Origin of the sequence: Ruegeria sp. HKCCE4148 (genome assembly GCF_017872495.1) — a bacterium.
Classification (GTDB): Bacteria; Pseudomonadota; Alphaproteobacteria; order Rhodobacterales; family Rhodobacteraceae; genus Ruegeria.
The window spans coordinates 178,614-190,696 of sequence record NZ_JAEDOS010000005.1 but is presented as its reverse complement, the minus strand read 5'-3'; the positions used below and the strand labels follow the sequence as shown (position 1 = coordinate 190,696).

Here is a 12,083-nt window from a genome sequence, read left to right as displayed (position 1 = left end):
TTGCACTGCTCTCATTCGTGTTACCTGCGCGTTACAAAAATGTCTTTTTTTTCATACACTTGCTAAGTGATTGAAAAAATATCATTTAGAATCAAGGCGTTAATTTATTGCCCATTTTTTGTGCAAATCAAGGAAGAGGCAATGAAACAAGGGGATTTCCGATCCAGCAGAAACTTATCTTCACACTTATCCACAGAAGTCGTGGATTTGTTTCCTCTTGATTTGAGAGGCCTGAGATTGCAGCCAGTCCAAGAGAATCATATCAAAAGCCTATGACCACCCACAGCGACTCTTCTCCGACCGGTTATGCCTGCATTCAGCGCTATGCAAAAACGCTGGACAGTTCGCCCGGTGTGTATCGGATGCTGGATGCGGATAGTCGGGTACTGTATGTGGGTAAGGCACGCAACCTGAAGGCGCGGGTGTTGAATTACACACGCCCGGGGCATTCTGGCCGGATCGAGAAGATGATCGCTTCGACCGCCTCGATGATGTTCCTGACAACCCGGACCGAGACCGAGGCGTTGCTGCTGGAGCAGAACTTGATCAAGCAGCTCAAGCCCAAGTACAACGTGCTGCTGCGCGACGATAAGAGCTTTCCTAACATTCTGGTCGCCAAGAACCACGCCTTTCCCCAGATCAAAAAGCATCGCGGGGCGAAGAAGGAAAAGGGTGCTTACTTTGGGCCCTTCGCCAGTGCAGGGGCGGTGAACCGCACGTTGAACCAGTTGCAAAAGGCGTTCCTGCTGCGCAACTGCTCGGATTCCATGTTTGACAGTCGAACGCGGCCTTGTCTGCTCTATCAGATCAAACGCTGTTCAGGGCCGTGCGTCGGGTTGATCTCGGAAGAGGCATACCGCGAAAGCGTCAAGGACGCCGAGCGTTTCCTGTCAGGCCGATCCACCAAGGTGCAGGAGGATCTGGCCGAGCAGATGATGGCCGCGTCCGAGGCAATGGAGTTTGAACGCGCCGCCGGTCTGCGTGATCGTATCCGGGCACTTACGCAAGTTCAGACGTCCCAGGGTATCAACCCGCGCGGCGTGGCCGAGGCGGATGTGATCGGCCTGTATATGGATAGCGGCCAGGCTTGTGTGCAGGTGTTCTTCATCCGCGCCAATCAAAACTGGGGCAACAAGGATTTCTATCCGCGTGTCGGCCCCGATGTTTCGCCCGCTGAGGTGATGGAGGCGTTCCTTGGTCAGTTCTACGACAACAAGGAACCGCCCCGGCAGCTGATCCTATCGGACGGGATCGAAAACGCCGATCTGATGCAGGAGGCCCTGACCGAGAAGGCAGGCCGCAAGGTGGAGATCCTTGTTCCGCAGCGCGGTGAGAAACAGGAACTGGTGGCGGGCGCCTTGCGAAATGCGCGCGAGTCATTGGCTCGCCGCATGTCCGAAAGCGCAACGCAGGCCAAACTGTTGCGCGGGGTGGCCGAAGCGTTTGATCTGGACGCGCCACCGGAACGGATCGAGGTTTACGACAACTCGCACATTCAGGGCACCAACGCGGTCGGTGGAATGATTGTTGCGGGGCCCGAGGGCTTCATGAAGAACGCCTATCGCAAATTCAACATTCGTGGTGACGATCTGACGCCGGGCGATGATTTCGGCATGATGAAAGAGGTTCTGAACCGCCGCTTTACCCGTTTGCAAAAAGAAGACCCGGATCGGGAAAAAGGGCTCTGGCCCGATCTTTTGCTGATTGACGGCGGTGCAGGGCAGGTAAGTGCGGTGCATGAGATCATGCAGGCCCATGGGGTCGCAGACATTCCAATGGTCGGGGTTGCGAAAGGGGTCGATCGCGATCACGGCAAGGAAGAGTTTCATCGGACCGGTCAGCGCCCCTTTGCCCTGAAGCGCAACGACCCTGTGCTGTATTTTATTCAACGTTTGAGGGACGAAGCACATAGGTTTGCCATCGGTACTCACCGCGCAAAGCGTGCAAAGGCCGTAGGCGCCACGCCGTTGGACGAAATTCCCGGCGTAGGGGCGGCGCGCAAACGTGCCTTGTTAACTCATTTCGGCAGCGCCAAGGCGGTCAGTCGAGCCAATCTGGTGGACCTAAAAGCAGTCGAGGGGATCTCGGCCGGGTTGGCGCAGAAGGTCTATGATTTCTTTCACGACAAGGGTTAGGCGCGCCGTCCACGCCACAGGATGTATAGCCCCGAAGCCACGATCAACGCGCTGCCGATCCACATTACGGGATCGAGGCTTTCGCCGAACATGAGCACGCCCAAGCCGATGCCGAACAATAGTCGCGTATAGCGGAATGGGGTCACAGCGGAAACTTCGCCTGTGCGCATGGCCTTCATCAGCGAAGAATAAGCCAAAACGCCCATCAGCACCGCTCCGGTCAGATGCAGGCTGGTATGTAGATCAAGCGAAACCATCGGCACGCCTTCCCAAAACCGATAGGCGAGCCCCGCAACGATGATGCTGAGAAACCCGTAGAATCCCAAGACTTCGGTTCCCAGCGTGGCAGGTGCTGCGCGACTGGCCAAATCACGCCCCGCAAATCCCAGCATGCCTAGAACGGCCAGAATCGACAGCAATGAAAAGCTGTCGCCGGTGGGCTGCAGGATCACGACAACACCAAGCATACCCACGAAAATAGCGCTCCACCGCCGCCAACCTACCGCTTCACCAAAGAACAACGCTGCACCTGCGACCACGACAAGCGGTGTGGCCTGCAAAATCACCGTGGCCGAGGACAATGGCGTGAGCGCTATGGCCAGAACATAGAACAACCGCCCCAGAACTTCGAACAGGACCCGAACCTTCATCGGCCGAGACAGCACGTCAGGATGCATCAAGCGCGTTCCGCGCATCAATGCTACCGCAGCAAAAACAAGTGATCCACCAGCGCCAAACACAACAAGGACTTGCCAGATCGGCACCACGGCCGAGGACGCTTTGAGCAGCGCGTCCTCAAGCGCAAAACCCGCCATTGCGGCAATCATCCATAGGCTGCCAATCATGTTCGCGCGGGCATCGGTTTGAATATGGGCTGTCATCTGACACTTCCGATCTGGGCTTTCGCCGCAATCTGACGGCAAAGCCCGGAAAGGCCAAGAGATACAGGACCAAAGGCCTGCGGCGCTTTGACCAAGCTTCTGTGATCCGCGCAGTTTTTTGTCTGATTGGCTTTTCTGTCCCGCAGCGTCGATATAGGGTCCCAGCCATGAAGTGGAACTTGCCCAATATTCTGACCGTCCTGCGCCTGTTGGCGGCGCCCGGTCTGGCCGTCATGTTTTTGTATTTCACCCGGCCATATGCGGATTGGTTCGCTTTGATCCTGTTTCTGTCGGCGGCTATTACCGATTGGTTCGATGGGTATCTGGCCCGCGCTTGGAAGCAGGAAACCAAGATCGGCGCGATGCTGGACCCGATTGCCGATAAGGCGATGGTAGTGATCGCATTGATGATCCTGGTGGGCTATTCGACAGAACACTGGACGCCGTGGCTGGTGCTGCCCGCGACGGTGATCCTGTTTCGCGAGGTTTTTGTCTCGGGTCTGCGCGAGTATCTGGGTGATGTAGCGGGGACACTCAAGGTTACGAAACTGGCCAAGTGGAAGACCACTGCGCAGATGATCGCCATCGCGGTTCTGTTTTCGCAAGGTATCTTTGAACACTATGCCGTGATGGCAAGTTTCGGCATGGATGCCGATCTGGTCGAGCAGATCATTGCGGGGCAGGTTGAAGACGTAAACCACCTGCGCTGGAATATTGAAGGCATGTACTGGGCTGGCCAAATCGGGCTGTGGCTTTTGTGGATCGCCGCAACACTGACATTGATCACCGGCTATGACTACCTACGTAAAGCCATGCCGCATCTTAAGGAGAGCTAAGCGATGGATGTGCTGTACTTTGCATGGGTGCGCGAACGCATCGGTTTGCCAAAAGAAAAAGTTGAGACAAGCGCTGCAACGGTCAGCGATCTGGTCTCGGAACTGTGCGCAAGGGAAGAGCGTTATGCGGCGGCCTTTGCCGATTTATCGGCCCTGCGGGTGGCACTGGACCAAGAGTTGTCGGATTTTGATGCCTCGCTGACCGGTGTGCGTGAGGTTGCGTTTTTCCCACCGATGACAGGCGGCTAAGCGATGAAGATTGCCGTTCAGGAAGAGCCATTCGATCTGGGCGCTGAGGCCAACGCCTTTGCCGCCGGGGATGATGCCAACGGTGCCATCGTCACCTTCACCGGCGTCGTACGCGATCTTGCAAGCGGTGATCTGGATGTCATGGAGATCGAACATTATCCGGGTATGACCGAACGAGCTCTGACCAAGATTGCCCAGGAAGCAAAGGATCGTTGGTCACTGGGCGATGTGTTGGTGATCCACCGCCACGGTCGCCTGGCCCCAGGCGACCGGATCATGATGGTGGCCACGGCTGCGCCGCATCGCAAAGATGCATTCGAGGCGGCTGAATACCTGATGGATTACCTGAAATCCCGCGCCCCGTTCTGGAAGAAAGAAATCACTGGGGCCGGTGCGGAATGGGTCGCCGCCAAGGACGAAGACGAAGACGCATTAACCCGGTGGTAGGAACGTCCGGCACCCAAGTTCAGGTGCCGGAGTTGAACACAAGACTTTAGTTGCTCTGTTCGGAATTACATGTGCGAGCGGCTTCAATGGCCTTCAGCGTTCCGTCCAGGCTTACAGTGAACGCGAACTCTTTTTCGGGGAACACCGTCATTTCGTATTTTTTCATAACGTCATCAACGAATTGCGCGTTGTTCGCCAAGATATAGCCTCCGGTATATCCTTCAGCCAAATGCTTGGTTTTCTTGCGTGCTTCGGCCTCATAAACGTTTCCGTCAAGTGACAAGAAGATTTTTTCCTTCTTACCTTTCAAGCCGATGTCGTTTTGCGTGAAGACACCAAGATAGCCCATTTCCTGATCTTTAGTCAGGCCCATTTGAACGACATTGTTGTTCTCATCCACGCGCTCAATCAAGCATGATCCACGTGTTTCATCGACAAAGATAGTCCAACCAGATTCTTCGCCCCATTTTGTAAAGGTGTCGTTCTCGGACGGTATCACATCGCTTGAGGCAAAAGCGGATGTCGCGGCAAGTGCTGTTAATGTTGCGGCAGTCTTCAATATTGGCTTGAGATACATAGTTCACTCCAGTTTTGTTGGATAGCGGACTTAAGTATGTGCAGGCAAAATCGCACCAATTCATATTATTGAATTTATTAATGAAGTTGAAGTCGAACTGGGCGTGTAGGCCAAAACACGCCGATCAATTCGTCTCTCACCTATCGTTTGTTCAGAACTGCTAATTAGCCTGTTCCGCTGATCCTTCCTCCAGTGTTGTAGTCTTCATGTTGGCAGACGCACTGAACCGCTATTGATGCAAAGCATAAAATGCGGGGTGAACGTTGTGGTCGTTTTTAAACTATACTTGGCACATTTCCCCTCTAGACGTTGGCGTTTGGGCTCGCGCTTAATCCGAACATACGGATCAAGAGGGCAACCCCATGAACAACGGATTGAGAAACAAGGGCCTTGCGACGCGGGCGATTCATGTGGGCGAAGAACCGGACCCGACCAACGGTGCATCTGCACCGGCTTTGCATATGTCCTCGACTTTTGTCACCGGCCAGGTGGCTGGGTTTTCCGCCCATGATCTCGAGGAAGAGGCCCCATACCTCTATGGGCGTTGGGCCAACCCCAACGTGCGGACGCTTGAAGCCAAAATAAGCGCGTTTGAAAGCACCGAGGATTGTATCTGTCTGGCGTCAGGCATGGCGGCTGCAACTGCGATTTTCCTGACGTTCCTGTCAGCCGGAGATCACGTGATCGTCTCTGACGTATCTTATGCGGGCGTGGCCGAGCTGGCGCGGGATACGCTGCCGCGCTTGGGGATCGAGGTCAGCACGGTCAACATGTCTGATCTGGCGGCGGTATTAGCGGCAATCAGGCCAAACACACGGCTGATTCATACGGAAACACCGGTTAACCCAATCGGGCGACTGACCGATCTGGCGGCGGTTTCCTCCATTGCACAAGATGCCGGGGCATTGTTGTCCTGTGATGCCACCTTTGCCTCTCCGCTGGGTCAACCCAGCAAAGATTTGGGCGTCGATCTGATCATGCACTCCGTGACCAAGTTCATAGGCGGTCATGGTGATGCCATTGGCGGAGCGGTGGCGGGCCGCAAAGAGTTGATTGAGAAGATTCGTAACGAGTCCGCCATTCATCACGGCAGCATCATGTCACCTTTCAACGCGTGGATGATTGCCCGGGGTATGGCCACTTTGCCGCTTCGAATGCAGGCACATCAGGCGGGTGCCATGGAGGTTGCCGAATGGCTTGAAACACGTGGGGCCGTCACCAAAGTCGTGTATCCGGGTCTGAAATCACACCCGCAATACGAATTGGCGCAACGGCAGATGCGAAACACATCCGGCATGATCACCTTTCAGGTGGGCGACAACGCGACCGGAGAAGCACTGGCCCAGCAGATGATCGATAAACTGAAAATCATTCACTATGCCGTGTCGCTGGGCCACCATCGCAGTCTGATTTTCTGGATGGGCACGGACGCGTTGATGCAGACCTCTTTCCGTCTGGAAGGGGCGCAGCTGGAAAGCTATCGGGACTATGCAGGGGACGGCGTGTTCAGGTTGTCGGTTGGCCTTGAAGACCCAGAGGACCTGATCGCCGATCTTGCGCAGGTTTTGTAATCCGCCCACGTGAGAGGCGCGTCAGTCGGCGTTGTTAATCCGCCCGCGTAATTCTTCGGCCTCTTGCCGCGCGGCACGCAGGCCGTCCATCGCGGCGGCCAGCTCAGCTTCGGTCTGCGTCAGTTGGTTGGTCAACTCGGCTTCGCGCTGTTGCAGATAAGTGATGGCCTGATCACGGGTTTCTTCGGCCTCGTGCAACTCCTGGCTCATCCGGTCCAGATCAGCAACGTCGCTTTGGTGTACGCGGGACAGGCGGTGAGCCAACCAGTTGGCAAACCATCCCATGCAGAAGGCCGCAAACAGAATGATGGCCGTGGCGATGATGAATTCGGTTCTGTTCAACTTACTGGTCCTCCGCATCCGCATCTGATGCGGTTGTGTCAGTCTGGTCTGTCTCGGGCGTGTCGGATTCTGTCTCAGTCTCAAGCGCTTCGAGACCTGTTTCGCCGGTTTCAACAGGTTCGGGACGGATCAGACGAAATTCAATTCGGCGGTTTTCTTCCCGACCTTCCTCGGTGTCGTTATCAGCGATGGGCTGCGTTTCGCCATATCCCACGGCGGTGTAGCTGCTGGTGGGAATGCGCCGTCCGCGCAACTCGTTCAGAATCGACTGCGCGCGTGCCTGGCTGAGCTGCTGGTTCATCTCTTCGCGGCCCTGGCTGTCGGTGTGGCCCTGAATCTCAAGGCGGATCGGTCCGCAGTCCCGCAAGATATCGGCAATCTGGTTCACCGTGTCGCGCGAATCTGAAGCAATCGTGGTTGATCCGGGTTCGAACGCGATTTTGCGAGAAGCCTGAACTTCAGCAATCTGTTGTTCGCAGACTTCCGGGTCGGGCAGGGCATCTTCAGGCTCTGGTGGAGGCTGATAAGTGATCATCAGGGTGAATTCCTGCCCCTCACCCAGCTTGTCCGACAACTGCCTTGCGATGCGGGCCTTGGCGTCTTCTTCGTGGCTGATCCCGCTCAGTTCGACCATTTCAGGTGTCACGGTCAATGCCCCGTTATGCAGCTGCGCCAACGCTTCGAGCCCGGCCAGAACACGCACAGGCCAATCTGCGGGAAGATCGGACACAATGCGTGTGGCGGTATAAACTTGATTAGAGCCAAATGCGGCACGGGCATAGCTGTCGACCATGTCCCGCAGGGTCTCATCGCCCAGGCGTCCCCGCAGTTGTACCAAGCCCTCAGGGCTGCGGGTTGCGGAAAACTCAACCGGGCCTGAAGCATCCGTAGTCTCGGGTTCCGGCAACACGGCGTGCAGTGCAAAGACCGGCGGCAAGGCAGTTTCAAGCTCACCCACCACCCGATCAAAAAGGGCAGGGTTTGTGCCTTGCGCCGCGACCAGCGTGATGTCCGCGTCAGACAGCGTCACGGTGCCCTTGCCGATTTCGGACAGAGCCTGAATGCTCTGTTCGGCGGCTTCGGGCCAGCGGGGTGAGGGTTCTCCCAGACCGATGGTGCAAGAATAGGTGCCTTGCAAGCCCGCCTCGCGCGCGGCGGCCACGATGCGGTCGCGCGCCTTTTCATCCTGGGCGGAACAGGCGTCAAACTGCCCGCCTTCATCATTTATCAGGTAGCGCAGTGTGAAGGGTGTGATGACGGGGCGAGGGGCCGAGATTGCCAAGCCGATGCGCAAACTGGGCGGCGCGGCGCGCGTCAGATCCTGTTCAAGCCGTTGTTTTTCCTCTTGGCTGTCCGCAATCGCGGTGATCTTGACCAAGCCAGAGCTGGCGGAAACTTTTGCACGAGGCAACCGCGCCAATGCTTCGATGGCGTAAGATATTGCGGCATCCCAGCCATCGGGCTTGGGATAATCTGCCGTTTCCATCAGATCCGACACTGCAACGCTCCGATCCAGGTTGCGCAGCCGGTCAATCAGGCTCGCCCTGTCCTCACTGGCGGGGATCAGACCGATGATCGAGATGCCGCCGTCATTGCGCAGGATTTCCGCCGAGAAGCGGGGTGGGGCCAGCGCCGAGGTGGCCTCGACCTCCATTTCGTCGATCACGCGGGATGTGTCGACTTCGGTCCCGGCCACAGTCAACGCGTTGAACCGTGTGGCCTCATCTGGTGCGGTGCCGGTCAGGATAACGCGCAAACCGTCGGATTCAACCTCGGCCCAGTTATGACCTTTGAGGTCCAGTGACCGCCTTACGGCGAATTCAGATGTCTCTTCGATTTTTGTGACGGCATAGCTGGCCGCCAACAGAGACAGCCCGGCTGAGACCAGAAAGATCAGTGAAACAGCGATAAAATACGGCAGACGCATGCTTGGGTTTGGCACTCCTCAGGCGTTTGGGCCGATCTTTACAGCCCTCATTCGACAGGTGCAATCAGAGCAGCAAGGCGACGCAAAGGAAGATCAGCGGAATCAAGCCGGTGTCGCGGTTGACCCGGAACAATTGCAGCAGCTTGGCGTTATCTTCCAGATCCAGACCGCGCAGCTGCCACATCATATGCCAGCCCATTGCCCAGGGACCGCAAAGCGCAACAACCAGCGCCAGAATCGAAGCATCCGGCACGCCTGCATCGATGATGGCCAATCCCATAAATGAAACGGTTGCCACCAGAAAGTACTTCAGCCACTTCGCCGTGTCTTCGCCAAACAGGCGTGCTGTGGATTTGATCCCCACCAACTCGTCATCCTCGGCGTCTTGATGGGCGTAGATCGTATCATAGAACAGAGTCCACGCGATCCCCGCCAGATATAGCGAAATTGCAGGCCACCCGACTGAGCCGCTATGCGCCGCCCAGGCCAGAAGCGCGCCCCAGTTGAAGGCCAGGCCCAGAAACACTTGCGGCCACCATGTGAACCGTTTGGCGTAAGGGTAAATTGTCACCGGCAGCAAGGACAGTACGCCCATCGCTATGGCCTCTTGATTGAAGCTGAGCAGAATGCCAAGTGCCAGCAGGCATTGCAGGATCATCCAGGCCGCTGCCTGTCGGACGCTGACCTGACCCGAGGGAATCGGGCGTGAACGTGTGCGTTCAACCTGCCCGTCGAAGTCCCGGTCTGTGATGTCGTTCCAGGTGCACCCCGCCCCCCGCATCAGAAAAGCGCCAAATGCGCAGCCAATGGCGATCCACAGATCTTCCCATCGGGGCTGGCCGTCATGCAGGATGGCCAAGGCCAAGCCCCACCAGCATGGAATCAGCAACAGCCATGTTCCAATGGGCCGGTCCGCGCGGCTGAGGCGCAGATAAGGGCGGGTGAAGGCTGGCGCATAGGTATCGACCCAGTTGCCGGTGACAGCATCGGTGACTTGACCGTCTGGTGTTGGGGCATTGCCTTGCATATGTAAGGTCTCATGAGTGCGAAGATCAGACTGTATGTAGAGCAGCCCTTGGGTCAGGGGCAATCGGTTCCTTTGACGCGCGACCAGGCGCATTATCTGTTTGGTGTGATGCGACTGACGGTTGGTGGGGCCGTAGCCTTGTTCAATGGCAAGGATGGCGAATGGCTGGCTGAAGTGGTCGAAGCCGGGAAACGTGGCGGCGTACTGAGCTGCACCACGCAGACCAAACCTTTGCAATTGCCGCCCGATTTGTGGTTTCTGTTTGCACCTATCAAAAAAGCCCGCACCGATTTTATCGTTGAAAAAGCTGCCGAAATGGGCGCGGCTCGCATCCTGCCGGTACAGACCGAGTTTACCAATTCCGAACGCATCCGTCAGGATCGCTTGCAGGCCCATGCGGTCGAGGCCGCGGAACAATGCGGCGGCACCTTCGTGCCCGAAGTTACCGATCTGCAGCGGCTGGATCGTGTCTTGGACAGTTGGCCCAAAGACCGTCAGCTGATGTTCTGCAACGAGGCCGAGGTCGGCTCAGCCCTGCGATTGGCCGCCAATGAAAAAGGACGGCCATGGGCGATTCTCGTCGGCCCCGAAGGTGGCTTTTCTGAGAAAGAACGCGCCCGACTGTCAGCTCTGCCATATGCGCATGTGGTCAGCCTTGGCCCGCGCATCCTGCGGGCGGATACGGCGGCTGTGGCGGCGTTGACGATGTGGCAGCAGGCACTGGGGGATTGGGCGTGACACCACCGCCCCGGCTGCACGTTTTAACGGCTTTGGGGTCAGATCAAGCAATTGTTTTGCGTCGAGGTCCGACCGACCAAGTTGCTGTATTGATGTGGGACCGCAGCGTCGGCACTGTAAGGCTTGGGCAATGGCTTGGGGCCCGAATCCACGAACACAGATGCGATCTTTCCCCGTCAGGCCGACATCTGGTCTATTTCGCGTGCAAAGGTGGTCGCTGCTGGACGGCCGTTTCCAAAGCGCCCTGGCTTACGGCGATCGCGTACTGGCCCCAATCCGACAGCTGGTTCGGCGGTGGCGCTTTCACTGCGGACGGCAGGCTTTGGCTGAACGGCGCAACGCCTCCTGAAGACCTGCCCGACGGCCTGAGAGCAGCCGAGGCCGACAGCTTCCCAAATTCGACCGACGGTTTTCACATGGGAGATCTCGTCTCATCTCGCCTGCAGCAAAGGGGTTGGGTCCGTGCGGGCGGCGAAAAGTATGAAATAGAACTGAGGCTGGACCTGGTCGAAAACTGGAGTCTGAGGCAAACATTCACGATTGGAGAAAATAACCGCGCACATATTTCCAGTCAGTATGCCTTGTTGCCACCTCACGACGGGCCGGCAATATGTTGCTCAGGATGGGAATGGGCGGACCGTTTTGGCGACTTGTTGCAATGGGCGGAAAACGGAAAGTTGTGGCAGACGCAGTTGGCCGATGCGGGTGGGATTGAAAATCGTCAACTGGTGCACGATTTCACGTCCATGCAGTTTGAAGCAATACAGGCACCGTATTCGGGCGTTTCTGTTGGAGAGTACAGATGAGTTTCATCCGACCCGAGGCAAAACTGGCGCTGTGGCGCTGGCGCGAAGTTTTGGTTGCTTTCTTTGTCCTAATCCTCGGCCTCAGCTGGGTCAGCGGGCCGGGTGGGTTGTTGGCATGGTTGGGCTGGTTCCTGATCTTGGTGTCTGTGGCATTGGCGGTCATTGGCATACAACGCGCCCGATTCAGAACCGGCGCAGGTGGGCAGGGTGTGGTGACCGTGGATGAAGGTCAGATCACCTATCTGGGTCCTTTGGATGGCGGCATCGTGGCGACTCGCGAGATTGAACGGCTTGCGCTCGACCCGACCTCAAGCCCGGCGCATTGGGTTTTGGATCAGTCGGGACAACCGGCGCTTCACATTCCTGTGAATGCAGAAGGGGCAGAGGCTTTGTTTGATGTGTTCTCTAGCCTGCCTGGGCTGAAAACCGAACAGATGCTGTCGGAACTCAACGGTAAATCACGACATCCCGTCGTCATCTGGGAACGCACCCCATCGCGCCCGGCACATTTGCGGTTGCATTGACACTGGCGCCATTTACGACCACG

The 12,083-nt window shown here is 56.9% G+C and carries 13 protein-coding genes; 8 read left to right on the top strand and 5 right to left on the bottom strand.

Annotated features, from left to right (window positions below):
* The first annotated feature begins 272 nt into the window (after positions 1-272).
* Entirely contained in the window at positions 273-2,135 is a 1,863-nt protein-coding gene (uvrC, locus tag I9187_RS15785; protein ID WP_171178975.1) for an excinuclease ABC subunit UvrC, read from the top strand.
* On the opposite strand, the gene I9187_RS15780 is transcribed toward uvrC, so the two are convergent.
* Entirely contained in the window at positions 2,132-3,016 is an 885-nt protein-coding gene (locus I9187_RS15780) for a DMT family transporter (RefSeq protein ID WP_171178977.1), read from the bottom strand. The two genes, uvrC and I9187_RS15780, sit on opposite strands and share 4 nt — an antisense overlap.
* Positions 3,017-3,183: 167 nt before the next feature.
* Here I9187_RS15780 and pgsA point away from each other — a divergent pair, with 167 nt between their 5' ends.
* Genes pgsA through I9187_RS15765 form a run of 3 tightly spaced genes read left to right on the top strand, consistent with a single transcriptional unit; the run spans position 3,184 to position 4,548 of the window.
* Positions 3,184-3,852 carry a CDP-diacylglycerol--glycerol-3-phosphate 3-phosphatidyltransferase gene (gene pgsA, locus I9187_RS15775; protein ID WP_171093855.1) on the top strand — a complete coding sequence of 223 codons (669 nt, stop codon included), beginning with the start codon at positions 3,184-3,186 and terminating at the stop codon, positions 3,850-3,852.
* A gap of 3 nt (positions 3,853-3,855) precedes the next feature.
* Complete coding sequence (gene moaD / locus I9187_RS15770) at positions 3,856-4,101, top strand: molybdopterin converting factor subunit 1 (protein ID WP_171178980.1); 246 nt, start codon at positions 3,856-3,858, stop codon at positions 4,099-4,101.
* A gap of 3 nt (positions 4,102-4,104) precedes the next feature.
* Complete coding sequence (locus I9187_RS15765; protein WP_171178982.1) at positions 4,105-4,548, top strand: molybdenum cofactor biosynthesis protein MoaE; 444 nt, start codon at positions 4,105-4,107, stop codon at positions 4,546-4,548.
* 46 nt (positions 4,549-4,594) lie between these two features.
* Here the strand turns inward: I9187_RS15765 and I9187_RS15760 are convergent, their stop codons facing one another.
* Entirely contained in the window at positions 4,595-5,125 is a 531-nt protein-coding gene (locus I9187_RS15760; protein ID WP_171178984.1) for a hypothetical protein, read from the bottom strand.
* Positions 5,126-5,487: 362 nt separating this feature from the next.
* On the opposite strand from I9187_RS15760, the gene I9187_RS15755 reads away from it, so the two are divergent.
* Entirely contained in the window at positions 5,488-6,696 is a 1,209-nt protein-coding gene (locus I9187_RS15755; RefSeq protein ID WP_209509630.1) for a PLP-dependent aspartate aminotransferase family protein, read from the top strand.
* Positions 6,697-6,717: 21 nt separating this feature from the next.
* Here I9187_RS15755 and I9187_RS15750 read toward each other — a convergent pair whose 3' ends face one another.
* The 3 genes from I9187_RS15750 to ubiA form a co-directional block, all read right to left on the bottom strand.
* The gene (locus tag I9187_RS15750; RefSeq protein ID WP_209509631.1) at positions 6,718-7,038 is read right to left on the bottom strand and encodes a hypothetical protein; all 321 of its coding nucleotides are present in this window, start codon (positions 7,036-7,038) and stop codon (positions 6,718-6,720) included.
* Between the two features lies 1 nt (position 7,039).
* Positions 7,040-8,965, bottom strand: coding sequence for an OmpA family protein (locus I9187_RS15745; protein ID WP_171238510.1), 1,926 nt, complete (start codon positions 8,963-8,965; stop codon positions 7,040-7,042).
* Between the two features lie 64 nt (positions 8,966-9,029).
* On the bottom strand, positions 9,030-9,992 hold the full coding sequence (ubiA, locus tag I9187_RS15740; protein ID WP_209509632.1) for a 4-hydroxybenzoate octaprenyltransferase: 963 nt from the start codon (positions 9,990-9,992) through the stop codon (positions 9,030-9,032).
* Between the two features lie 12 nt (positions 9,993-10,004).
* Here ubiA and I9187_RS15735 point away from each other — a divergent pair, with 12 nt between their 5' ends.
* From I9187_RS15735 to I9187_RS15725, 3 genes are read left to right on the top strand one after another with little or no spacing between them, the layout of a single operon-like run.
* On the top strand, positions 10,005-10,730 hold the full coding sequence (locus I9187_RS15735) for a 16S rRNA (uracil(1498)-N(3))-methyltransferase (protein WP_171178992.1): 726 nt from the start codon (positions 10,005-10,007) through the stop codon (positions 10,728-10,730).
* Positions 10,727-11,536: a hypothetical protein gene (locus I9187_RS15730; RefSeq protein ID WP_171178994.1), complete on the top strand. Its 810-nt coding sequence runs from the start codon at positions 10,727-10,729 to the stop codon at positions 11,534-11,536. Before I9187_RS15735 ends, I9187_RS15730 begins: the two co-directional genes overlap by 4 nt.
* Positions 11,533-12,060: a hypothetical protein gene (locus I9187_RS15725; RefSeq protein ID WP_171178996.1), complete on the top strand. Its 528-nt coding sequence runs from the start codon at positions 11,533-11,535 to the stop codon at positions 12,058-12,060. The genes I9187_RS15730 and I9187_RS15725 overlap by 4 nt, the downstream gene beginning before the upstream one ends.
* Positions 12,061-12,083: the final 23 nt, after the last annotated feature.

What these genes read in the sequence shown, in the direction of transcription:
- uvrC (WP_171178975.1), top strand. Translation starts at nt 273, where the DNA reads ATGACCACCCACAGCGACTCTTCTCCGACCGGTTATGCCTGCATTCAG.
- I9187_RS15780 (WP_171178977.1), bottom strand. Translation starts at nt 3,016, where the DNA reads ATGACAGCCCATATTCAAACCGATGCCCGCGCGAACATGATTGGCAGC.
- pgsA (WP_171093855.1), top strand. Translation starts at nt 3,184, where the DNA reads ATGAAGTGGAACTTGCCCAATATTCTGACCGTCCTGCGCCTGTTGGCG.
- moaD (WP_171178980.1), top strand. Translation starts at nt 3,856, where the DNA reads ATGGATGTGCTGTACTTTGCATGGGTGCGCGAACGCATCGGTTTGCCA.
- I9187_RS15765 (WP_171178982.1), top strand. Translation starts at nt 4,105, where the DNA reads ATGAAGATTGCCGTTCAGGAAGAGCCATTCGATCTGGGCGCTGAGGCC.
- I9187_RS15760 (WP_171178984.1), bottom strand. Translation starts at nt 5,125, where the DNA reads ATGTATCTCAAGCCAATATTGAAGACTGCCGCAACATTAACAGCACTT.
- I9187_RS15755 (WP_209509630.1), top strand. Translation starts at nt 5,488, where the DNA reads ATGAACAACGGATTGAGAAACAAGGGCCTTGCGACGCGGGCGATTCAT.
- I9187_RS15745 (WP_171238510.1), bottom strand. Translation starts at nt 8,965, where the DNA reads ATGCGTCTGCCGTATTTTATCGCTGTTTCACTGATCTTTCTGGTCTCA.
- ubiA (WP_209509632.1), bottom strand. Translation starts at nt 9,992, where the DNA reads ATGCAAGGCAATGCCCCAACACCAGACGGTCAAGTCACCGATGCTGTC.
- I9187_RS15735 (WP_171178992.1), top strand. Translation starts at nt 10,005, where the DNA reads ATGAGTGCGAAGATCAGACTGTATGTAGAGCAGCCCTTGGGTCAGGGG.
- I9187_RS15725 (WP_171178996.1), top strand. Translation starts at nt 11,533, where the DNA reads ATGAGTTTCATCCGACCCGAGGCAAAACTGGCGCTGTGGCGCTGGCGC.